This is a genomic window from Leptospira weilii (assembly GCF_006874765.1).
Classification (GTDB): Bacteria; Spirochaetota; Leptospiria; order Leptospirales; family Leptospiraceae; genus Leptospira; species Leptospira weilii.
This window is the reverse complement of sequence record NZ_CP040840.1, coordinates 2,887,991-2,910,595: the sequence shown is the minus strand read 5'-3', so window position 1 is coordinate 2,910,595 and position 22,605 is coordinate 2,887,991. Positions and strand designations below refer to the sequence as shown.

The following is a 22,605-nucleotide window of genomic DNA, read 5'->3' as shown; positions in this document are numbered from 1 at the left end:
TTTAGAATATTCGAAAGTTTTTATAGGAGAAAAATATGGAACAAGCTGTCGTCGGTGGACCCGGGTTTTTCGCTTTATTATTCAATTTTTACGGGTACTACTTTCCGTTTATCCTCTATACTCTTGTAGCTCCTTTGGCGCTTGTGGATCTGGTAAAAAGAGAGGACGTGGATTCCAAGATCGGTTCGATATGGACCGGGGTGATTCTTCTGGTTCCGGTTATAGGAGCTGGAGTGTATCTCGTTGCGGGAGGATCTAAGGTTCCCGCTTGGTTGAAAAATACTCTTGTTTACGGGGGAGTGGGGTTTTTGGCGCTGATCATTCTTGTCACATCGGTCGCCAAATTCTAAAAGAAATTGAATCGCAAACAATTTCTCAAATGGATCGGAATCGGAGGGGCCGGTTTAGCGGCTGGAGCCGGAATCAGTTCTATCGGTGAAAAAGATGGAAATGGAAACTTGCTTTGTAAAGTTCGGCCTGGAATCGTAGGGATCAGCCGGGAAACTTCGATTCCGGGAAATCCTGGAAGCAATTCTTACGGGAGCATGTTGCATCCTCCCTTTCAAGTCGATCCGGATTTCTTAAATCGGATGGAGTTAGGAAATTTAGAAATTTCTTCCGATCCGATCTTAAAACAACACATTAGCATTGTAGAAATGCCTTTGACGATTGCACACAATACGGTAGTCAAGGCTTGGACTTTTAACGGTTTAGTTCCTGGTCCTGTGGTTCGAGCTAAACTTGGACAAAGGATGGAAATCACTCTTAGAAACGATTCCGAACATTCGCATTCGATTCATTTTCACGGAAGCCACGATCCTAACGAAGACGGTTGGGAACCGGTCGTAACCGGCGGGGAAAAAACTTATAAACTTACCGCAGGCCCGATCGGATTTCATCCGTATCACTGTCACGTTCCTCCACTTGCGAGCCATATGGCCAAAGGACTTTACGGAGGTTTGATCGTGGATCCACCCGAAGGTCGTCCGCCTGCTCACGAGTTTATGTTGATTCTTTCCGGGTGGGATCTTAAAGACAAAGGAAAGAATGATATCTTCTCTTGGAACGGGATGGCGGGTTTTTATGATCGATATCCGATCAAGGTCCCGGTTGGTCAAAAGGTTCGTCTTTATATCGCGAACATGTGCGAATACGAACCCGTTGCATCTTTTCATCTACACGCTCAAACTTTCGATGTATTTCGAACTGGAACAAGGTTGATTCCGGACGATCATACGGATGTTGTAACTCTCGGGCAAACGGAACGGGTGATCATTGAATTTACACTTCCCAAAAGAGGAAGGTATATGTTTCATCCCCATCAGACGGAGATGGCGAGAAATGGAGCCATGGGCTGGATCGTAGCGGTGTAGATTAACGTGGATTCGTATCGATTGTATTGATGTGTAAAGTTTCGGATCGAGAGTGATCGATCCTGCACGGACTCAAGTGAATGAAATAACGTATCTAGGTGAAAGTGTTGAAGGAAAGAATTCTTTTTGTGGTCGTTTTGTTTTTGGGAATCGGTTTGGGTTTTTTCGGTTGGAAAGAATGGAAATCCAAATCGAAAACTATGGAACCGATCTTTATAGAAAAATGGTATTCTTCTGCTTTGAAGAATACGGAAAACTTGGAAATCCCTTTGAGCTCCATTCCAGGAAAGTTGAAACTCGTTTACTTCGGGTTTTCGCATTGTCCGGACATGTGTCCAAGGGCAATTATAGATATGTCCGCTGCGGTCAAGGAGCTGGGCGAGGATGGAAAGAATCTGACTCCGGTGTTTATTAGCGTAGATCCGGAAAGAGATTCTCCCGAATTACTTGCAAAATATGTAAAACAATTTCCGGAAGGAAGGCTTGTCGCTTTAACGGGCGAAAAATCTAAGTTAGATTCTTTGCAAAATGCGTTTGGAGCAGTGTCTAAAAAAGTCAACGTGCCCCAGCTGGAAGGAGGTTATACGGTGGATCACACCATTTTTCTGTATGTTCTAGATGATCAAAGTAGAATTCTTGCTACCTTTCCCGGAGGGACGGACGGAAAAACTCTCGCGGAAGGGATTCGGAAATTTCTTTGAGATTCGACGATAACATTTGTATTTTTCTTCCGAGATGCGCATATTCGAATCGTTCTTACTACTCGAACGCAAGAATAGAATACTATGACAAACTTATTTCGAAAATTAGAATCTTTCTTTAAAAAGTCGTGATTTCTCGATTTGACTTAATTTTTGAGAACCGCTGTACTTTTGCAAAACCGACCGCTTATTTTCGAGTATCATTTTCAAGCGTCCGAGTGGTAGATTCTGTGATATTTAACGTGAGTTCGGCGGTTGAAAATGAGAAAAATTTTTCTAAAAGTAGGCTCTATTTTTAGAATTTGTTCGTAAAATCTCGATTTGTTCTAACTCCCACATTTTAAGAATAGATTTACAAAGTTCAAATTTCTACAGAAAAATGAATTATGCCGAATTCACGTTATTTAAAAGTTTGAACAAAAAGTGTTTGATTGAATAAGATTTGGGTAAGTTTTTTCCATAAAACAGGATTTTTGAATGCGCTAGGGATCGACTCGGGTCAAGTTATTGATCTTTTCGAAATGGATTTTGTAATTGGGTTATTTTTCCAATCTTGACCGAAGAGGACAGCCAGGCCTGCGCTTTATACAATTTTTGTTTTATTTTACAAATGGATTCAAGCGAGGAAGCGTCCGAACTATTACTTTTTTGGAATGCAGCTATTTAGATTCGTAAAAGTTCCTAGATGTTTGGGACAACGAGTTTTGTAAGTAACGATCTGATAACCGTTTTGGTTTGGCTAACAAGTAGCTAGGAATTTGCTTTATCGTAAAACGCAAAACCGACCGCCGCTAAAATTAAAAAGAAACTCACCATATGATTCCATCTGATCTTTTCCTTTAAAATCAGGGAGGCAAATAAGATGAAAATGGAGATAGTGATGATCTCTTGTAGGATTTTAAGTTGAAAGGCGCTGTAACCTTCCTCTCCGTAGCCGATTCGATTGGCGGGAACCATCAAGACATATTCGAAAAGGGCGATTCCCCAGCTGAGTAAAATTGTTAAGGGAAGACTCCATCCGTGAAAAAACTTCAAATGACCATACCAAGCGAAGGTCATAAATAGATTGGAGCAAACGAGAAGAAAGAAGGTTTTCATAAAAGAATAAAAATTTACGGAGCCATAGATAGGCAATTCGGATTTGAGAAAAGAGCCCCGAAGACTCGGGGTTTTTAAATGCGGGTCTTAGACTCAACTTGTTAGGACAAAAGAAGGAATTCTAAGCCGTTGTGTTTTTATAAAATTCGAAAAAGTAAGATTCCGCCGGTTGAACTTACGGAAAAATCCGGCGCCGGCGGAATGAGCGATTACTCGGAACGAACCTCTATTTTTTTCGTGAGTGGTTTTCTTTTAGGGAGAGTCAGGTTTAGGACTCCATTTTTATAAACCGCCGAGATATGATCTTCTTCTATGGATTCGGCGAGAGCGAAGATCCTTTTGTACTCTCCCATACGAAACTCAGAATATCTGAGTTCTCCGGAAATATCTTTTTCGAAAGTTTTACCGGAGATGGCCAGTTGGTCCTTTTCCAACTCTACTTGAACATCTTTTTCTTCCACACCCGGAAGGTCTGCGAATAGATAGATGTTTTCTTCGTCGGAGTAGACGTCCACTCTCGGAGTGAGAATTCTCATTCTTTCTTTTTTCGTTTCCTGAGGAGCATCCTTTTTGGGAACGGTACGGTTTTCTTGATTTAGAACTGCGTTTGTCATAGTGATTCTCCTAAAAAAGATTACTTGGTTTGAATTTGGATTTTACGCGGTTTCACGCTTTCCCGAACGGGAAGTGTGAGGATCAAAACTCCGTTTTTAAATTCTGCAACGGTTTTTTCCGAATCGACTTCCGCGGGAAGTTCTAGGGTTCTATGGAATTTTCCATGGAATCTTTCTGCACGATTTACCCCTTGAGTGGACTTTGGAGCGTTTGTAGGTGTTTCCCCATTTAAATGCAGTTGATTTCCACTTATGGTAATTTCCAAATTCTCCGGTTCGACTCCTGGTATGAGTGCGGTAATCGTCACCGCGTCGACTCCTTTGTGGATGTTCAAAGCCGGATAGGCGCTTCCACCGTGGAGTAAAAACGGGTCCCAAAGGTTGGAAAACTGATTCTGTAGTTTATGAAGATCTTCAAAGATTCTAAATTCATTCATGATTGATACCTCTTTTGGCAATCTAAATATTAGAGTGCTAAAATACTTAAAAAGTTCCAGCATTTTTTTAAAAAATTAGCACTCTTTTTTATTAAGTGCCAGGATTAAGAAGGAGGATTAAACTGTGAAATCCGGTAGTTTCCTGGTATAAAAAGTCAAAATCCGTGAATTTAAAAGCCGATCCCGATTGGGAAGGGAGGGAATTCGTTCCGTGAAATTGACTAAATTCTTCCGTAAAAAAGCGGAAAAGTGGGTTTATGGAAATTTCTTTGCTCTTGTAGTAATGATTATTTATATTTTACGACAAATATATCAGTCGTTCCACGCATAGGAGTCCCGTTTATTCCTCTGTCTGTGCTTCCGATAACGTAGAGATTTCCTGTCGGATCGAATTTGAGCTCATTTCCGAAAATCGTTGCTCCGCGAACTCCAATCCGTTCTATCCATTTTCTTTGTCCGGATGAATTGTATTTTGTAATAAATGCGTCTTGGTTTCCTAACGGACCGTCTCCATCCTCCAGGATATTTCCATTGGTAACACCAGTTGTAAAAATATTTCCGTTTTTGTCGGTAATGATCGAGTTGACCTGTGCCTGTATATTAGAATCACCAGGTGGTCCGAATTGACGGATCCATTGCCGAGTGCCGGTTGAATCATATTTGACTATAGTTCCAAGCCAGCTTGTTCCGCCTAACGTTGTTTCGAATCGCCCGTTGATTGATGTGCCTATCAATATATTTCCAAGTGGATCTACGGCTATGGAAGTTTCATAAAAGAGTTTGCCAGTAAAACCGAATTGAGCAAAAAATCGACCGTTCCCATTGCTATCGTATTTAAAAATAAAAATGTCTCGGATTCCGATACTGAGGAGTGTATTTGTCTCATAGTTTGCGCTTCCGATACCGGTTATATAAACGTTGTTTGTAGTTTTGTCGAAGGTGATTTCTTGCAAAATACTTTCTGCTTTTGCGACTCCAATTTGACGGATCCAATCCTCGTCTCCGTTGCTTTGAAACTTAATGATAAATCCGTTTGCTCCGGTCAAAGGACCTCCAAAGGGTCCGTCTGTATGTCCAACTATATAAACATTTCCAGCCGAATCTAACGTCATTTTACTGGGAAATATTCGATGATTTGCAATCCCCTTTTGTCTAAGCCAAAGTTGGTTTCCTTCGGAATCGAATTTGATTAGGAACATGTCTTCTATTCCCGTAAGTGCTCTCAGATAATTACTGTCTATATGGCCGGTTACATACACGTTATCGTTCGTATCGATTGTAATATCGCTTACATGCACACTTGTTTTTGCGTTTCCAATTTGTTTTTTCCAAATCATTTTCATTTGAGAATCATACTTTCCAAAAATGATATCCTGAATTCCGACGGCTCCCCCTGTATTGCGAGCACCTCCGCTTATACTTCCTGCGATATAGATTGAACCTTTTTTGCTCACGACTAAGCTTTCGCCCATAGCAGTTGCGTTAGGTGCTCCGATTGACAGGGCCCGTTCTAATTCAAATGTTTTCGAATCTTCTTCGAGGTCGAGGTCGGCGGCGGATTCGGAAAAAACGTTATCAATTGCTTCAATTTTTGCGATTCCTCGAACTAAAAGTTGAATCCAAGAGTCGTTTGTTCCCGGAGCTGGCACGCCTACTATCTTAGCCGGAATGCAAGCCTGAAGGAATATAGAAAGAAAAATGCAAATGCGATTCATGATATATTTTCCCCAATTTCCAAACGTTATTTTCGACTAAAATCTTCGAGGCCTTTTGAGATAGAAATTTTTCAGTACATAGGATGTTTTCTCCTATACGGGTAGAATCTATTTGGTATTTCTTAAGAAACGAATTATCTTTTTAGGGAGAGAGAATTAACTGTGGGATTGGTGATTTCTTCGTATAAAAAGTTGAAATTCGTGAATTTACTACTCGAACGCACGAATAGAATACTATGACAAACATATTTCGAAAATTAGAATATTGGAATTTTCCTTTAAAAAGTCGGGATTTCCCGATTTGACTTAATTTTTGCGAACTGCTGTACTTTTGCAAAACCGATCGCTTATTTTAGAGTATCATTTTCAAGCGTCCGAGTAGTAAAGCCGATCCCGATTGGGAAGGGAGGGAATTCGTTCCGTGAAATTGACTAAATTCTTCCGTAAAAAAGCGGAAAAGTGGGTTTATGGAAATTTCTTTGTTCTTGTAGTAATGATTATTTATATTTTACGACAAATATATCAGTCGTTCCACGCATAGGAGCCCCGTTTATTCCTCTGTTTGTGTTTCCGATAACGTAGAGATTTCCTGTCGGATCGAATTTGAGCTCATCTCCGGAAATCACTGCTCCGCGAACTCCAATCCGTTCTATCCATTTTCTTTGTCCGGATGAATTGTATTTTGTAATAAATGCGTCTTGGTTTCCTAACGGACCGTCTCCATCCTCCAGGATATTTCCATTGGTAGAACCAGTTGTAAAAATATTTCCGCTTTTGTCGGTAATGATCGAGTTGACCTGTGCCTGTATATGAGAATCACCAGGTGGTCCGAATTGACGAATCCATCGCCGAGTGCCGGTTGAATCATATTTGACTATAGTTCCAAGCCAGCTTGTTCCACCTAATTCCGATTCAAAACGACCGTTGCTCGATCCGCCTACCAGTACATTTCCGAGCGGGTCCACTGTTATGGATTTGCTATGAAAAGATTTTCCAGCGAAACCGAGTTGAGCGAAAAATCGACCGTTGCCGTTACTGTCATATTTAAGGATAAAAAGGTCGTCGATTCCAATTCCTGGAGTGGTATTTTTTTCATGATCTCCGTTTCCGGAACCGGTGATATAAATATCATTTGTGGTTTTGTTAATAGCCAATCCTTTTGGAAAACTTCTTGCCGTAGGGATTGCGATTTGTTGGACCCAATCCCGGTTTCCGTCACTATCAAACTTGATGATAAATCCGTTCGGTCCGCTTAGAGGACCACCGAAAGGTCCGGTCGATTTTCCAGTTATATAAATGTTTCCGAATGAATCTAGCGCAATTTCTGAAGGAAAAGTTGAATGATTAAGAATACCACTTTGCAGAGACCAAAGTTCGTTTCCACCGGAATCGAATTTGATTAGAAACAGATCATCCTCTCCTTCTTGCTTTGAACCTCGAAAATGATCTTTTGTGCTACCGGTTATATAGATGTTTTCGTTCGAATCGACTGCAATATCTTCTACCTCTAATCTTACTCTCGGATTCCCGATTTGTTTCGTCCAAATCGGATTCATTTGAGAATCATACTTTCCAAGGATGATGTCCTGGATTCCGAAGGCTCCCACCGCATTGTAAACACCTTGGTTCGTATCTCCTACGATATAGATCGAACCTTTTTCGTCCACGGTTAGGCCTCTAGCGATGGTACTTGCGTTAGGCGCTCCGATTGACAGGGCCCGTTCTAATTCAAACGTTTTCAAATCTTCTTCGAGGTCGGGTTCGGAAAAAACGTTATCGATTGCTTCAATTCTTGCGATTCCTCGAACTAAAAGTTGAATCCAAGAGTCATTTGCTCCCGGAGCTGCCACGCCTACCATCTTAGCCGGAGTGCAGGCCTGAAGGAATATAGAAAGAAAAATGCAAATGCGATTCATGATATTTTTCCCAATTTCCAAACGTTATTTTCGACCGAAACCTTCGAGGCTTTTTGAGACAGAAATTTTCCAGGGCATAGGATGTTTTCCCCTACACGGGTAGAATCTATTTGGTGTTTTTTAAGAAACGAATCACCTTCCAATTGAGACACCTATCATTTACCTTTCTTTTCATTGCGTGTTTTCCTTAGGCGCTTTCTCGTTTCATAGTCTTTGCTTCCGTTTGTAAATTGAGAGGGTAAGTCGTTCTTCTAAAAGTGGTTCAGAGGTTTGCTTGGAAATCAGAAGGATGTGAACTTGAGGTCTGTTCAACAGTTGAACAAAATTTCTTGACAGGATTCCTTTACGTTTTTTTATGAATCAAGATTTTCCAATTCTGGGACTGACCCGGCGAAGCTATGCTCGAAGCTTCCGTTAGAGTTCCTTTTTTCCGAATCTCTTTCTTTTTGGGCGTTTCTTATGGATGATGCACTGAGACACAAACTTCTGAGAATCTTGGAAGAAAACCCCGAAGTCAACCAGAGAGAAATTTCCGAGATTTTAGGAATTAGTTTAGGTAAAGTAAACTATTGTCTGAAGGCTTTGATGGACAAGGGTTGGATCAAGGCAAAGAACTTTAAAAACAGTAATAACAAATTTGCTTACACGTATTTTTTAACCCCGATGGGAATCGAAGAGAAGGCTCGTGTTACAGTTCGTTATCTGAAAATGAAAATACAGGAATACGAACAAATCCGGAAAGAAATCGAGGAGTTAAAGAGGGAAGTCGGGGAAGAATAAGGCGATGGAAAAAGACGCGAGAATTTACATTGCCGGTCATAGAGGGCTTGTCGGTTCTGCTATCGAGCGAGTTTTGAGAAAAGAAGGTTACGAGAATATTATTGGGAAATCTCACGCGGAATTGGAGCTTACCGAGCAACCGAAAGTGAATGAGTTTTTTGAAAATCAGAGACCTGAATATGTTTTCCTTGCCGCCGCAAAAGTAGGCGGAATTCACGCGAACAATACTTACCCGGCTGAATTCATTTTTTCTAATCTTCAAATTCAGAATAATATCATAGACGCTTGTTATCGATTTAAGGTAAAGAAGCTTGTTTTCTTGGGGTCCTCCTGTATTTATCCGAAGTTCGCCAAACAACCGATGGACGAAGGTCAATTGTTGGACGGCAAACTTGAACCGACTAACGAACCCTATGCGATCGCTAAGATCGCAGGAATCGTAATGTGCCAGAGTTACAATCGTCAATACGGCACGAATTTTATTTCCGTTATGCCGACCAATCTGTACGGTCCGGGCGACAATTATCATCCCGAGAATTCTCACGTTCTCCCGGCTTTGATTCGTAGATTCCACGAAGCTAAAATTAAGGATTTTCCCGAAGTGGTCGTATGGGGAACAGGAAAACCCTTAAGGGAATTCTTATATTCGGATGATATGGCCCGAGCTTGTGTCTTTTTAATGAAAAATTACGACGTTACCGGTGATGCGAAGGGCGGGGAGCATGTCAACGTAGGTAGCGGTATCGAGGTAAGCATTCGAGAATTGGCTGAAACGGTGAAAGAAGTAGTAGGTTATCAAGGACTTCTGACTTTCGATCTTACGAAACCGGATGGTACTCCTCGTAAATTATTGGACGTTTCCAAACTTCATAAGATGGGTTGGAGGCACCAAGTGGAGTTAAAAGAGGGGATTCGGTTGGCGTTTGAGGATTATTTGCGGAAAATAATCCTCTAAAAAAAATAGATTTTACCGTATCGTTTGTTTTTTAATTTTTAAAAGGCTTTGGTTTTTAGAATATGTCAATAGATTTTCCTAATTCAAAAAATGTCCTACGATATGTTTTCGGGGACGGTGCTTTGAAATCCCTAGAAAAAATTTTAAAGCCAAGAAGAGAGAAAAATACAAATGTAGCTTTCTTTATCGATATCTATTTTAAAGATAAAAATATAGTTTCTTCGTTACCATTAGAGAAAGAAGATTTAGTTTTTTATTATGATTCTGCTCATGAGCCGAAAACTGATTACATTGATGAGTTGAGAGATCAGATTTTATCTTCTATTGGAGAGCCTTGTGCTATTGTCGGCTTGGGTGGTGGATGCACGTTAGACGTTGCCAAAGCCGTATCGAATCTCATTCCAAATGGAGGCAGATCAGAAGATTATCAAGGTTGGGATTTATTAAAAAAGCCGGGAATTTTTAAAGTTGGAATTCCTACTTTATCTGGTACAGGAGCGGAAGCTTCTCGGACTTGTGTTCTCATGAATTTGAAAAAAAACCTTAAACTTGGGATGAATAGCGAGTTTACTATTTATGATCAGCTCATTTTAGATCCTGAGCTAACTGCTACTGTTCCAAGAGACCAGTATTTTTATACAGGAATGGATACTTACATTCATTGTATAGAGTCTTTAAATGGAAGCTATCGTCATCCTGTCGGAGATGCATTTTCCCGAGAAGCGTTGGAACTCTGTAGAGAGGTTTTTCTCTCCAATGATATGATGTCTAGCGAAAATAGAAAAAAACTTATGGTCGCTTCTTATTTAGGTGGTTGCGCGATTGCGAACAGCTACGTTGGAGTGGTTCATCCTTTCTCAGCCGGGCTGAGTGTAGTATTAGGAACTCATCATTGCATTTCCAATTGTATAGTTATGAATCAAATGAGCGAGTTTTATCCAAAAGAAACGGATGAATTTCACTTTATGATGGATAAACAAAAAATCAACCTTCCAAAAGGAATTTGTTCTTCATTGGATGACTCTCAGATGGAAAGGTTGCATTTGTCTACTGTAATTCATGAAAAACCATTAACAAATGCGTTGGGAAGCGATTTTAAAAACATTCTCACTCAAGAAAAAACTAGATCGATCTTTTCCTCGTTTTGAAATGATGAAAAAAGCTCCAACCGTTTCCGTTATCGTCGCTGCTCTTAATCAAGAGAGGTATATTGGAAGATGTATTCGTTCTCTATTGAATCAAAATTTTCCAAAAGAAGATTATGAAATTATTATAATCAATGATGGAAGTACGGATAAGACGAAATATGCCCTTGAAATCTTCGGCAAAGAAATAAAAGTAATTGAAAACGAGAGTAATAAGGGTTTGCCAGCATCTTTAAACCTTGGAATCAGATCTGCGTTAGGACAGTTTATCGTTAGGGTCGATGCCGATGATTATGTGAATTCAGATTATGTTGGTATTCTTCATAAATTTTTATCTTATAATCCAAATTTTGATGCAGTCGCCTGTGATTATTATTTGGTCGACGATCACGAGGATTTTTTGTCCCGAAAAAATTGTATGGTGGATCCAATTGGCTGTGGGATCATGTTTCGCATTGAACAGCTGATTGATATTGGATTGTATGACGACGGATTTCTTTCTCACGAAGATAAGGATCTAAGAATTCGTTTCGAAAAGAAATATTCAATACATAGAATTGAACTTCCTCTTTATCGGTACAGAAGGCATGATTCAAATATGACGAATGATTCTGAATTGATGGACGAGCGAATGAAAAGTTTAAGGGAAAAACATAAAGATCATCGTCTTGATCTTTTATAGCTTAAAGTACATTGTATGCCACAGCCGATTCAATTAGGAAATAAAATTATTACTGGTTTTTTCGATCCTTACGTGATCGCTGAGATAGGGGTCAATCATGAAGGATCGATCGATATAGCGAAACGATTGATTGACGAAGCTAAGGAAGGTGGGGCGGACGGGGCAAAATTTCAAACCTATAAAGCGGAGACGTTAGCATCTAAGAATTCACCATCCTATTGGGATAGAACTCAAGAACCCACCGCTAGTCAATTTGAATTATTTAAAAAATATGATTCTTTCGGTTGGAAAGAGTATGAAATTCTCGCTAAACATTGCCAATCGGTGGAGATTGATTTTCTTTCTACCCCTTTCGATTTGGAGGCGGTGGAACGTTTGGCTTCTCAAATGCCTTTTATAAAAGTCGCTTCGGCGGATATAACTTCCGTTCCTTTATTAAGAAGCGTTGCTAAATATTCTAAGCCAGTGATTTTATCAACTGGTAGTTCGACTATTCCAGAGATTGATTTTGCAATGAGAGAGTTGCACGCAAATGGAGCAAGCGAGATTATTCTTTTGCATTGTATATTAAATTATCCTACTAAACCTGAAAATGCAAATTTGGGAATGATCCAGGACTTACAAAGAATATTTCCTCATCATTGGATTGGATATTCAGATCACACTCCTCCAGATCTTGAGATGAAATCTTTGATAGCCGCGACGTTATTCGGTTCCGTCGTTTTGGAAAAACATTTTACTCATGACAAAACTCTCCCTGGAAATGATCATTATCATGCGATGGATAAGGATGATCTTAAAAGATTCAAAGGAAAACTTAAGGAATTTGAATCTTTAATCGGTAGTAGTGAAAAAGCACCACTTCAATCTGAAGAGTTGAGTCGGAAAAACGCCAGAAGATCTATTGTCCTTTCTAAAAATCTTTCGAAAGGTAGCAAAATTAAAGAACAAGATATAACTTTTAAAAGACCTGCACATGGGATTAGCCCTATTTTTTGGGATGATGTAATCGGAAGAGTGGTCAATAGAGATCTTTTAGAAGATCATATTTTAAATTGGGAAGATTTGGTTCAACTTTAGGAAAATGGGCTCGTCGACACTTGCCATAGTTCAAGCAAGGATGGGCTCTACAAGACTTCCGGGGAAAATGTTATTAAAACTCGGGAAGTTCACTATTTTAGAATGGGTTCTTCGACGTATCAAGAAATCAAAACAATTAACTGAAATCATATTAGCGACAAGTAATCTATCGATTGATGATTCTTTGGAAGTTGTCGCAAAAAGTCTTGGTGTAACCGTCTTTCGTGGATCTGAGGCAGACGTGTTGGGTCGATTTGTTTTGGCTAGTAAAAAGTCGGTCTCAAAAAATATCGTCAGAGTCTGCGCAGATAATCCGTTTTTGGATTTCAAAGTTATCGATGACTTAATCGAGGGATTTACTAACGAAGACTACGATTACGGTTTTAATCATATTCCTTGGGGTGAAAATTCTTTTATTGATGGAGTCGGTGTAGAGATTTTAAGAAAGAGATTATTAGAAGAGATCGATGAACTTGCAAAATTGCCAGAAGAAAGAGAACACGTGACCCGTTTTATTTGGAATCACTGGGATCGTTATCGGATTTATTCTCCAATCGCCGATGAAAAATTCCGTTTTCCGGAGCTTTCATTAGATGTTGATACAAAAGAAGATTATGAACTGTTTCAGATGCATCTTGAGAATTACTCGGGACTTCCTGAAGACTATGAAGTTGAAGAACTAATTTCGAAATTGTGACATCGTAAATTGGTGATCCTCGGGAGAGTGGGCTTTGAAAAAGCAAATAGATTATCATGATTATGTAATAAAGGATGGAGAGTTTGTCGGAAAATTTGAAGAAATGTATTCCTCATGTGACGATCCATGGTATCAAACAAAACGTGAAAGTATTCTTGGTTGTGCCTCTAAATTAATTTCGACCTCTTATATGTTGAGATTTGGTATTAAAGAAATCATCGAATTTGGCTGCGGGCTTGGTTTTTATACTTCCTTTCTTCGAGATTTTACTGGAGCAAAAGTGGCTGGAGTTGATATCTCTGAGACTGCAATACGAAAGGCAAAAGAATACTTTGGCGATATGGATTTTTTTTGTGATGATATCGAATTTCTTGGAAAATATTCAGAATATAAGAATATTATGTTTTCAGAGTTAACTTGGTATATATTAGAAGATAATAAATTGCTTTATGCCTTTGAGAATATTGCTAAACATTTTAAAGGTGGTTATTTTATTCATAATTTGCAATTTTACGAGAAAGGTCAAAAATACGGCATAGATTTTTTTACTAATTTGGCAGGGTTTATCAAATTGTGCCCATTTGAGCTGATTTCTTTTTCTGAGACCAAGTATCCTGGTTCTGAGAATATAGAAACTAGCTGCATATTTAAAATAGATTGATTGGACGTTTTTAAATGAAAATTTTAGGATTATCTTTAGGTGAGTTGAGTACAGCTGCATTGATGGTTGATGGTCACATCGTCGCCTGTGTTAGCGAGGAAAGATTTACACGAAAAAAAAATGACGAAGTATTACCTGAAAAATCAATTCGTTATGTTTTAGAGACAGGTGGAATTACAGCGTCCGATTTAGATCGTGTTGTGGTTGCTGGAACCGAGTTGAATGTTTCGACTCATATTATGAGAACTTATAGCTCTTGGAAAATTTCAGATTATATTCGTTCAATGGATGATTACTGGTATCCTAAATTATATGAAAAGAAGGACGTAGATTTTTACAAAGTATTTAAAGATAAAATCGATATCAATCAAGCGCCAGGGCCAGAAAAGTGGAAAAAACTTTTAAAGAATATAAAAGGGTATTATTCAACTAAAGATTGGCCTCACTATAAGGTTTTCTTACACGATTATTTTTATTCTATCCTCGGTAGAACGGACATTCCAATTGTTCACTTGGATCATCATACATGTCATGCCGCGTATGCGTATTGGGGATCAATTTGTAGGGGGGAAGATGTTCTCACATTAACCGCGGACGCCTATGGGGACGGGCTTTCTTCTACAATTTCTGTCATTAAAAAAGATGGTGGACTGAAAAGAGTTCATGAACTTGGTTCCAATGAATTTACCTTGGCCCGTCTTTATCGATATGTAACTCTAATTTTAGGTATGAAGCCTAATGAGCATGAATATAAGGTAATGGGCTTGGCCCCGTATGCTAAAGAAGAAATATTAAAAAAACCTTATGAAGTTTTTTCATCTACAATGCAAGTAAATGGTTTATCCATGGTTTACAAAAATAAACCGAAAGATTACTATTATTGGTTTAGGGAACGATTGAACGGAAGTCGTTTTGATGGAATTGCCGGCGGATTACAAAAATACACTGAAGAAATCGTATTAAAATACATCTCGAATGCTCTAAAATCCAAGAAAAAAACGAAACTTGCGTATTCTGGCGGTGTTTCTATGAATATTAAAACCAACATGCTACTTCATGAAGAAAGTGTGTTGAAAGAGCTTTATGTCCCTGGATCAGGAGGGGATGAGTCTTTGGCTATCGGTGCTTGTTATGCGTATATGGATCAAGAAATTGGAAGTCGAGAGCTTACTCCACTTGCGAATTTATATCTTGGTCCTGATATGGATGTTAAAGAAGAAGCAACGGTTGTTTCCGAGGCGAGGAAACAATTTTTTGTCAAAGAATACAATCCAACTCTCGCTGCTCAAATGTTGGCAAAAGGTTTCGCTTTCGGAAGGGCGGTAGGTCGTGGAGAATTTGGTGCCAGATCGCTTGGAAATAGGGCGATTTTGGCCGACCCGAGAAACTTTGATACGATTGGTGTTATCAATGAGAAGATCAAGAATCGAGACTTTTGGATGCCATTTGCCCCTTCCGTTTTACGTGAAGACTTAAATGAATATACTATAAACCCGAAAAATATTGATTCTCCCTTTATGTCGATAGGCTTTCGAACCACAGCTAAAGGAAAGGAAGCTTTGCGGGCGGCCACTCATCCTTCTGATGCTACTGTGCGGCCGAATACGGTGACTCAAAAATCAAATCGAGAATACTATACTTTAATCAAAGAGTTTAAGAAAATAACTGGAGTCGGTGGATTACTGAATACCTCCTTTAATTTACATGGAGAGCCAATTGTAAATGGTTCTAAAGATGCTTACCGTGTTTTTTTAAAAAGTGGTTTGGATGCGATCATTCTTCCAAATTGGATTATCTCTAAAAAGGAATTTTAAAGATCAGTTCTAATTGATTTCGTCGCGGTCAAAAATCTCGATTGAGCAGATAGGAAAATAAATATGCCCGGATTTGAACTAATAGGAAATGAAGAGTTTGGAGAATTGGAGGATTTATTTCAAAGGAGTAAAATACTCTTTCGGCATGGATTTGACGGGATTCGGAATGGGGTTTTTAAGGTAAGAGAATTTGAACTTGCTTTTGCGAAATATTTCGGGTTTCGGGATGCCTTAGCGGTTACTTCCGGAACCGCAGCTTTGAAAGTAGCGATGAAAGCCGCTAATATTAAACCTGGGGATGAAGTGATCACGCAGTCTTTTACATTCTTAGCAACTGTGGAAGCGATTGTAGAAGCAGGTGCTACTCCAATCATTTGTGAGATAGATGAATCTCTCAATATGGATCCAATTGCTCTTGAAAAATTGATCACTCAAAAGACTAAGATGATTGTTCCAGTGCATATGTTAGGTGTCCCTGCAAGGATGGATCAAATTCTCGCGATTGCCCGAAAGCATAATCTTTTAGTTATGGAGGATACCGCCTGGGGATGTGGCGGAAAATTCCAGGGTTCCTACCTCGGAACTTTAGGAGATATTGGTAGTTTTAGTTTTGATTTTGCAAAGATTATAACTACTGGCGAAGGGGGAATGATACTTGCAAAGGATCAGAGTTTATTGGAGAGAGCTAAAGCATATCATGATCATGGGCATGAAAATAATCCAAAGCTACCACGCTGGGAAGACTCTAGGAGTAGTTCTGGTTTTAACTATCGAATGACAGAAATGCAGGGCGCCGTTGGTCTTGCTCAACTTAAAAAGTTGGGTGAAATCGTGAAGTTACAAAGAGCTAATTTAGAGAAAATTCAATCAGTTGTATCTCAATATGAAGGCATCCGTTTTAGAGATGTTCCCGAGTCTGGTGAAGAAACTGCTGACGCTTTGGTCTTTTTTACAAAGACTCCAAAATTGGCCCGTGCTTTTCGGTCAGCGATGCTCGAGGAAGGTCTTGGTACTAAAATACTTCCCGAAGCTATTTCTTGGCATTTTGCTGGAACTTGGAATCATATTCCCGAACTTGTTCGTCAATATCCTAATTTGTTCGAAGCTTTTCCACGCTCTTTAGAATTATTGGATAGAAGCGTAGCCATCCCAATTCAAGTAAAGATGCAAGATCAAGTCTTGGATAAAGTGAATTCTGCCATGATTAAGGTGTTTAAAGGTAATTAAGAATGAAGATATTAGGTATTAATGCATTCGGACATGATACGTCAGCTGCTCTCGTTATCGATGGGAAATTGATTGCGGCGGTAGAAGAGGAACGGTTGAATCGAGAAAAAAGCACTCGCGCTTTCCCTAATCTATCGATAGAGTATTGTTTAAAAGAAGCGAATATTAAATTTGAAGATGTCGACTATATTACTTATGCGTATCAACCATATCTTTGGTTGACCCACAGATTTTTGTATCATCAATTGCGCTTTTTTCCTCAGGCTTTGGGGGAACTTAAGTATGTGAAGCGTATGATTTCAAAGTTTATGTTTTTGAAATCCAATATTCAAAAAGAACTAAAAACGAATAAGCCGATTATATTATTGAAACATCATGATGCGCATATGGGAAGTACATTTCTTGTTTCTCCGTTTGAAGAAGCGGCCATCTTGACATTGGATGGATTGGGTGAATATGAGACTAGTGTACAAGCTGTCGGTAAAGGAACGTCGATCAAAAGATTGGATCATATTCTTTTTCCAAATTCACTTGGGTCAATGTATGCTTGTATTTCGCATTTTGTCGGATATACGGCAGAATTGGACGAGGGAAAAGTTATGGGGCTTGCAGCATATGGAGATGCTTCGGAATACTATAATGATTTTAAGAAGCTCGTTAAACTAAAAAAAGATGGAACCTTTCAATTAGATTTATCTTATTTCGAATATCATAAAAAAAGAGATACCTGGGTAAGCGATAAATTTTATAAAGTTTTTGGTCCGAGGCGTGCCAAAAATGAAGAAATGACTTCGCGTTATATCAATGTAGCTGCTGCTGCCCAAAAGGTTTTGGAAGACACGGTATTGCATATTTCTGAATCGCTATATAATAAAACCAAAATGAAGGCGATTTGTTTGGCCGGTGGGGTGGCGCTGAATAGTGTTGCAAATGGAAAAATCGTTGAACAAGGTTTGTTTAAGGATATTTTTATCCAACCTGCAAGTGGGGATAATGGCCTTCCCGTCGGCGCGGCTTTTTATGTATATAACACTCTAAAGAAACAAAAAAGAGTGTTTGTGGAAAGGGATACCTATCTAGGTCCAAAATATCCAGAGCAAGATATTATTAATGCTTTAAAGAAATATAATTTACCTATTTATAAATCAGATTCTGTCGCTAAAGAAGCCGCAGTGATGTTGACAAATAAAAATGTGATCGGGTTGTATCAAGGGCGAATGGAATTTGGTCCTAGGGCTTTAGGAAATCGAAGTATCATTGCGGATCCCCGGTTTGAAGAAATGAAAGACATTGTAAATGAAAAAGTAAAGTTTAGAGAAGCCTACCGACCATTTGCACCGGCCATTTTAGCAGATCATTGCAAGGACTATTTTGAAAATGATTATACCTCTCCCTATATGCTGCTTGTTTACAAAGCAAAACCGTTTGCCAAAGATAAAATTCCTGCAGTCGTGCATCAGGACGGAACGGGAAGGGTACAGACGGTAGAAAAGGAAATTAATCCAAGATATTATAATATTATTGAAGAGTTTTATAAGATTACTAACGTTCCGGTAATTATGAATACATCGTTCAATATCAAAGACGAGCCGATCGTGTGTAATCCTGAAGATGCGGTACGTTGTTTTTTGGGAACCAATATTGATGCGTTAGTATTGGAAGATTATATTGTAAAAAAGACTGATATTGATATGAGTAAATATGGTAACCAAGAAGATTATCGCCACAATAGAGGCCAGGCTAGCAAGCACTAGATTACCCGGAAAAGTTTTACTGCCTTTAGGCGGGAAACCTGTTCTTCAATTTTTGGTCGAAAGACTCAAGCGTTCGAAGTTTATAGATGAAATCGTAATTGCGACCTCTTCTAATATTGAAAATGATGCAATTGAAAGTCTGACTAAGGAGATCGGGATTTATTGTTTTCGTGGAAGTGAAGATGATGTTTTGAGTCGTGTGATCGGCGCGGCGGATTCTAGGAAAGCTGATATTATCGTTCAATTGACGGGAGATTGTCCCTTGATGGACCCTGAGTTGGTTGATGAATGCGTGAATAAATATTTAGATGGTGGTTACGATTACGTTGCAAACGAATTAGTGCGGACTTATCCGATTGGAATGGATGTTGCTGTTTTTTCCTTATCCTTATTAAAAGAAACATATTTGGAAAAGGATCTTACGCAGATGGACAAAGAGCATGTAACTACTTATATAGTAGAAAGGCCGATTCGTTATAAATTGTTGAATGTCCGAGCAGATAGAGAACGGGATCGTCCGGACCTTCAACTGACTTTGGATACGAAAGAAGACTACTCTACATTGAGTTCTATCGTTGATTCTTTATACACGAAAAAAAACGATTTTAATCTAAGAGATATAATTCAATTTTTAGATCAGTACAAAGAAGTTTCTGCAATCAATTCAGAGATCAAAAGAAAAAAGAAAGATATCCGTAAGCTAAGTGTTGGTCTTGTCGGTCTTGGAAAAATAGCAAGTGACTATGATTCTGGTATCGACGGTATTGAGATCAATAGTCATACGAAAGCGTTTCTTAAAAATGAGTTTGTTGAAATTGTGGCGATTGCCGACCCAGATATATCGAAAATTCAAAATTTTAAAATGAAATGGGGTTTCGAGCCGATATCTTTTGTTGATTTGGATTCATTTTGGACATCAGAGATAAATCTAGATCTATTGTCGATTTGTTCAAATACAGCATCGCATTTTGAAATACTGAAAAAAGCGATGGAGAAAAATATTCCTTATATTTTGTGTGAAAAGCCAATCACCGATAAAGAAAACGAACTCAATGAAATTGTCGAACTTTCTAAAAGATCCAACTCTAAAATCATTGTGAATCATATCCTTCGTTGGGAGCCAGGAGTTAATTCGATTAAAGAAAAATTAAGGCATGAGAAAATTCAGAAAGTAGTAGTTTTTTATGCTAAGGGTTTTCTCCATAACGGGATTCATGTTGTAGATTTATCCTTATATTTCTTTGGAAACCCGAAAAAAATAATAAAAAGAAAAGAACATATTGATGGATTTGGTTATTTAAATTTTGATTTTGATTTGGTATATGATAGTTTTGAAATTTCTTTTTTTGCTTTGGATGAAGAGAAATTTAGTATTTTTGAATATTCTATTTATACAGATTTAGGTAAGTTTGTTATAGATGAGTTAACTTCGAAAATGAAATACTTTTCGATTGTAAAACATCCGAATATCGAAGGATACCGATATATTGGTTCCAACGCGGAGGAAATCAAATGTCTACAATTTCAAAGTATGAAAAACGTCATTGATGATGTGATTCTTGGGATTAGAACTGGAGATGAATCTTATTTTAAATCGGATTTAAAGGCCACTTTATCTACAATGAATATTTTATTCGATATTATGAGGACTCCATGTCAAAACTAGTTTATAAAGGTGGATCACCCGCGTTTTCTGGAAAGCTTATCGATTATAATCCAATCGGTAAAGAAGAGAAAGATGCGGCTATGGCCGTACTCGAGTCTGGTAAGTTATCGGGTTTTGTGGCAACTGGTGATCATCGATTTTATGGCGGTGAGAAAGTTCAAGAGTTCGAATCCATTTTCTCAAAGAAAATCGGTACAAAGTATGGAATTTCCTTTAACTCAGCGACCTCTGGTTTGGTTGCTGCAATTGGAGCTTTGAGATTAAATGTAGGAGATGAGGTTATTGTACCCGCACAAACTATGTCAGCTTCGGCTGCCTGCGCTCTTGCATATTCTGCAATTCCAGTATTTGCAGACGTTGAAAAAGAAACGTATGGATTAGATCCAAATTCAGTTCGCCAGAGAATTTCCGAAAAAACAAAAGCAATCGTAGTCGTTCATCTATATGGACATTCTGCTAGAATGAACGAAATTTTAGCAATTGCTAATGAATTTAACTTAAAAATTATTGAAGATTGTTCTCAAGCACCATTAGCGCAATATCATAATAAGAATGTTGGAACCTTCGGTGACATCGGTATTTTCAGTCTTAACTTTCATAAACATATTAATTGTGGGGAAGGCGGTATTGCCCTTACTAATGATGAGGAGTTACGAGAAAGGCTTTGTCTGATTCGAAATCATGGGGAAGTCAAAGGGTTTTCTGGTGATTTGTCCCATACTATCGGATGGAATTTTCGTCTTACCGAGCTTCAAGCGGCAATTGCCGTTGAACAGACAAAAAAGATGGATTTTTTGATCGGCATTAAACAAAAACAGGCTACGAAATTAAGCAATCTTTTATCCGGATTTAAATGGATTAGAACTCCGATTGTGGAAAAAAATTGTTCCCACGTATATTATGATTATCCGATGCAATTTCAATTGTCAAATAATGGAATGGATCTAAATCTTTTGAGAGAAGTGACCGCTTTAGAAAATCTTCCGATTACTGATTCGTATAGGCCGTTGTATTGGCAATCTTTGTATCAAACCAAGATATGTTATGGAAAGGATCACTTTCCATTTAACTTATTGTCTAAAAAGAACGAGAATAATTATCAAAAAGGAAGTTGCGTTAACGCGGAAAAATTATATCTGCAAGAATGTCTTACTTTCGAAATATGTTCTTATGATCTAAATGATTCTGTATTGGAATGTTTTCCAATTATGTTTGAGAAAATAGAAAAAGAATTCTTTTGAAGGCTCTGATTACATTCAATCATCCCGGAGGAAAGAATGTCGTTCTTCCAATAGCGAGGCATCTGTTACGCGAAAATTCTGATCTAGAATTAGACTTTGTGATAACGAGTGGTTTAGAAGAATTGGAAAAAGACCTTCAAGCTCGAGCTAAGGTATTTCTGTTTCCAGAGGTTGTAAACTCTGAAGAGCTACAGATTCTTAATTGGAATCAATATCGATTTATTTTGGCTGGAACAAGCATATCCGGAAATCTTGAAAAGGTGGTCGTTCGGGAAGCGCGAAAGAATAAAATTCGATCTTATTCAATTGTGGACCATTGGTGTAATTATCGTACTCGCTATGAAGAAGTAGAGAATACTTTGGATTCAATGCCTGATGTAATTTTTACTCCTGACGATTTAGCAAGGCATGAAATGACGGATCTGGGATTTGATCCAAGTCGATTAGTTACTTCCGGTCATCCTGGTTTAGGTCAAATCGGTATACGTGCAAATCCGATTTCTGATTCAATAAAAAAGAAGATCCTAAATAAGTTAGAGATTTCTCCAAGTTGGAAGTTCGCAGTTTTCATTTCAGAGCCGATTTCTCAGGATGAAAATAGTGATTCGTTGTTAGATGAAAGGAAAGTCCTTTCTGACTTTATTACATCGAATCTGAATTGGCTTGAAGAGAATAAGATCAAATTGTTTGTTAAGTTACATCCGAGAGAAGATGCAGATAAATACCATTTTCTATCGATTCCTACGATTCCGAAAGAGATGGATAGATTCGAAGTCGTTCAATCTGCTTCTTTCGTTTTAGGAATTGATTCCATGTTATTACTTGAATCCTCTTTGTTAGAGGTGCCTACATACAGTCTTTCAGTCGGTGCAGGTGGAAAATTATCTATTGGTGAACGTTTAGGTTGGGTGAAGAGCTTTTCTCAAAGAGAAAGGGATTTAATTTTAACTACTAATATAAGCTATTTAAATAAAGATTATCTACGCCATAGGGATTCCGTATTAATAATTTCTTCAATGCTTCAGTTTTCATGATAATGAAGACCAAAT

Annotated in this window: 22 protein-coding genes; 16 read left to right on the top strand and 6 right to left on the bottom strand. The window is 38.5% G+C overall.

Annotated features, from left to right (window positions below):
* Positions 1 to 35: 35 nt before the first annotated feature.
* From FHG67_RS14110 to FHG67_RS14100, 3 genes are all read left to right on the top strand, one after another.
* Positions 36 to 350, top strand: a complete 315-nt coding sequence (locus FHG67_RS14110) for a PLDc N-terminal domain-containing protein (RefSeq protein ID WP_002614494.1) — start codon at positions 36 to 38, stop codon at positions 348 to 350.
* Between the two features lie 6 nt (positions 351 to 356).
* Positions 357 to 1,373: a multicopper oxidase domain-containing protein gene (locus FHG67_RS14105; RefSeq protein WP_004498769.1), complete on the top strand. Its 1,017-nt coding sequence runs from the start codon at positions 357 to 359 to the stop codon at positions 1,371 to 1,373.
* A 107-nt stretch (positions 1,374 to 1,480) separates the two neighbouring features.
* A complete protein-coding gene (locus FHG67_RS14100) occupies positions 1,481 to 2,074 on the top strand; it encodes an SCO family protein (RefSeq protein ID WP_004498700.1) in 594 nt (197 codons plus the stop codon).
* Positions 2,075 to 2,824: 750 nt separating this feature from the next.
* Here FHG67_RS14100 and FHG67_RS14090 read toward each other — a convergent pair.
* The 6 genes from FHG67_RS14090 to FHG67_RS14065 form a co-directional block, all read right to left on the bottom strand.
* Complete coding sequence (locus FHG67_RS14090) at positions 2,825 to 3,172, bottom strand: DMT family protein (RefSeq protein WP_002614496.1); 348 nt, start codon at positions 3,170 to 3,172, stop codon at positions 2,825 to 2,827.
* A 209-nt stretch (positions 3,173 to 3,381) separates the two neighbouring features.
* A complete protein-coding gene (locus tag FHG67_RS14085) occupies positions 3,382 to 3,786 on the bottom strand; it encodes an Hsp20/alpha crystallin family protein (protein ID WP_002614500.1) in 405 nt (134 codons plus the stop codon).
* Between the two features lie 20 nt (positions 3,787 to 3,806).
* Positions 3,807 to 4,223 (bottom strand): Hsp20/alpha crystallin family protein, encoded by a 417-nt coding sequence (locus FHG67_RS14080; protein WP_002614493.1) that lies wholly within the window; start codon positions 4,221 to 4,223, stop codon positions 3,807 to 3,809.
* A 287-nt stretch (positions 4,224 to 4,510) separates the two neighbouring features.
* On the bottom strand, positions 4,511 to 5,938 hold the full coding sequence (locus FHG67_RS14075; protein ID WP_004494838.1) for an SBBP repeat beta-propeller lipoprotein, LipL53 family: 1,428 nt from the start codon (positions 5,936 to 5,938) through the stop codon (positions 4,511 to 4,513).
* Between the two features lie 142 nt (positions 5,939 to 6,080).
* Positions 6,081 to 6,275, bottom strand: a complete 195-nt coding sequence (locus FHG67_RS22720) for a hypothetical protein (protein ID WP_306169539.1) — start codon at positions 6,273 to 6,275, stop codon at positions 6,081 to 6,083.
* 160 nt (positions 6,276 to 6,435) lie between these two features.
* Entirely contained in the window at positions 6,436 to 7,854 is a 1,419-nt protein-coding gene (locus tag FHG67_RS14065; RefSeq protein ID WP_142499830.1) for an SBBP repeat beta-propeller lipoprotein, LipL53 family, read from the bottom strand.
* A 459-nt stretch (positions 7,855 to 8,313) separates the two neighbouring features.
* Between FHG67_RS14065 and FHG67_RS14060 the strand changes: the two genes are divergently transcribed.
* From FHG67_RS14060 to FHG67_RS14000, 13 genes are all read left to right on the top strand, one after another.
* The gene (locus FHG67_RS14060) at positions 8,314 to 8,634 is read left to right on the top strand and encodes a MarR family EPS-associated transcriptional regulator (protein ID WP_002614501.1); all 321 of its coding nucleotides are present in this window, start codon (positions 8,314 to 8,316) and stop codon (positions 8,632 to 8,634) included.
* A gap of 4 nt (positions 8,635 to 8,638) precedes the next feature.
* On the top strand, positions 8,639 to 9,589 hold the full coding sequence (locus FHG67_RS14055; protein WP_004494857.1) for a GDP-L-fucose synthase family protein: 951 nt from the start codon (positions 8,639 to 8,641) through the stop codon (positions 9,587 to 9,589).
* Positions 9,590 to 9,651: 62 nt separating this feature from the next.
* Complete coding sequence (locus FHG67_RS14050) at positions 9,652 to 10,737, top strand: iron-containing alcohol dehydrogenase family protein (protein WP_004498682.1); 1,086 nt, start codon at positions 9,652 to 9,654, stop codon at positions 10,735 to 10,737.
* Positions 10,738 to 10,741: 4 nt separating this feature from the next.
* A complete protein-coding gene (locus tag FHG67_RS14045) occupies positions 10,742 to 11,416 on the top strand; it encodes a glycosyltransferase family 2 protein (protein ID WP_004498743.1) in 675 nt (224 codons plus the stop codon).
* A gap of 15 nt (positions 11,417 to 11,431) precedes the next feature.
* Positions 11,432 to 12,496: an N-acetylneuraminate synthase family protein gene (locus FHG67_RS14040; RefSeq protein WP_002614492.1), complete on the top strand. Its 1,065-nt coding sequence runs from the start codon at positions 11,432 to 11,434 to the stop codon at positions 12,494 to 12,496.
* Positions 12,497 to 12,500: 4 nt separating this feature from the next.
* A complete protein-coding gene (locus FHG67_RS14035; RefSeq protein ID WP_002614497.1) occupies positions 12,501 to 13,193 on the top strand; it encodes a cytidylyltransferase domain-containing protein in 693 nt (230 codons plus the stop codon).
* 34 nt (positions 13,194 to 13,227) lie between these two features.
* A complete protein-coding gene (locus FHG67_RS14030) occupies positions 13,228 to 13,854 on the top strand; it encodes a class I SAM-dependent methyltransferase (protein WP_004498722.1) in 627 nt (208 codons plus the stop codon).
* Between the two features lie 14 nt (positions 13,855 to 13,868).
* Positions 13,869 to 15,668: a carbamoyltransferase C-terminal domain-containing protein gene (locus FHG67_RS14025; protein WP_004498746.1), complete on the top strand. Its 1,800-nt coding sequence runs from the start codon at positions 13,869 to 13,871 to the stop codon at positions 15,666 to 15,668.
* A gap of 63 nt (positions 15,669 to 15,731) precedes the next feature.
* Positions 15,732 to 16,895, top strand: a complete 1,164-nt coding sequence (locus tag FHG67_RS14020) for a DegT/DnrJ/EryC1/StrS family aminotransferase (RefSeq protein WP_004494837.1) — start codon at positions 15,732 to 15,734, stop codon at positions 16,893 to 16,895.
* Positions 16,896 to 16,897: 2 nt separating this feature from the next.
* Positions 16,898 to 18,649 carry a carbamoyltransferase family protein gene (locus FHG67_RS14015; protein WP_004498702.1) on the top strand — a complete coding sequence of 584 codons (1,752 nt, stop codon included), beginning with the start codon at positions 16,898 to 16,900 and terminating at the stop codon, positions 18,647 to 18,649.
* A complete protein-coding gene (locus FHG67_RS14010) occupies positions 18,597 to 20,315 on the top strand; it encodes a cytidylyltransferase domain-containing protein (RefSeq protein WP_004498774.1) in 1,719 nt (572 codons plus the stop codon). The genes FHG67_RS14015 and FHG67_RS14010 overlap by 53 nt, the downstream gene beginning before the upstream one ends.
* Positions 20,303 to 21,556, top strand: a complete 1,254-nt coding sequence (locus tag FHG67_RS14005) for a DegT/DnrJ/EryC1/StrS family aminotransferase (protein WP_004498728.1) — start codon at positions 20,303 to 20,305, stop codon at positions 21,554 to 21,556. The genes FHG67_RS14010 and FHG67_RS14005 overlap by 13 nt, the downstream gene beginning before the upstream one ends.
* The gene (locus FHG67_RS14000) at positions 21,553 to 22,590 is read left to right on the top strand and encodes a hypothetical protein (RefSeq protein WP_004494868.1); all 1,038 of its coding nucleotides are present in this window, start codon (positions 21,553 to 21,555) and stop codon (positions 22,588 to 22,590) included. Before FHG67_RS14005 ends, FHG67_RS14000 begins: the two co-directional genes overlap by 4 nt.
* Positions 22,591 to 22,605: the final 15 nt, after the last annotated feature.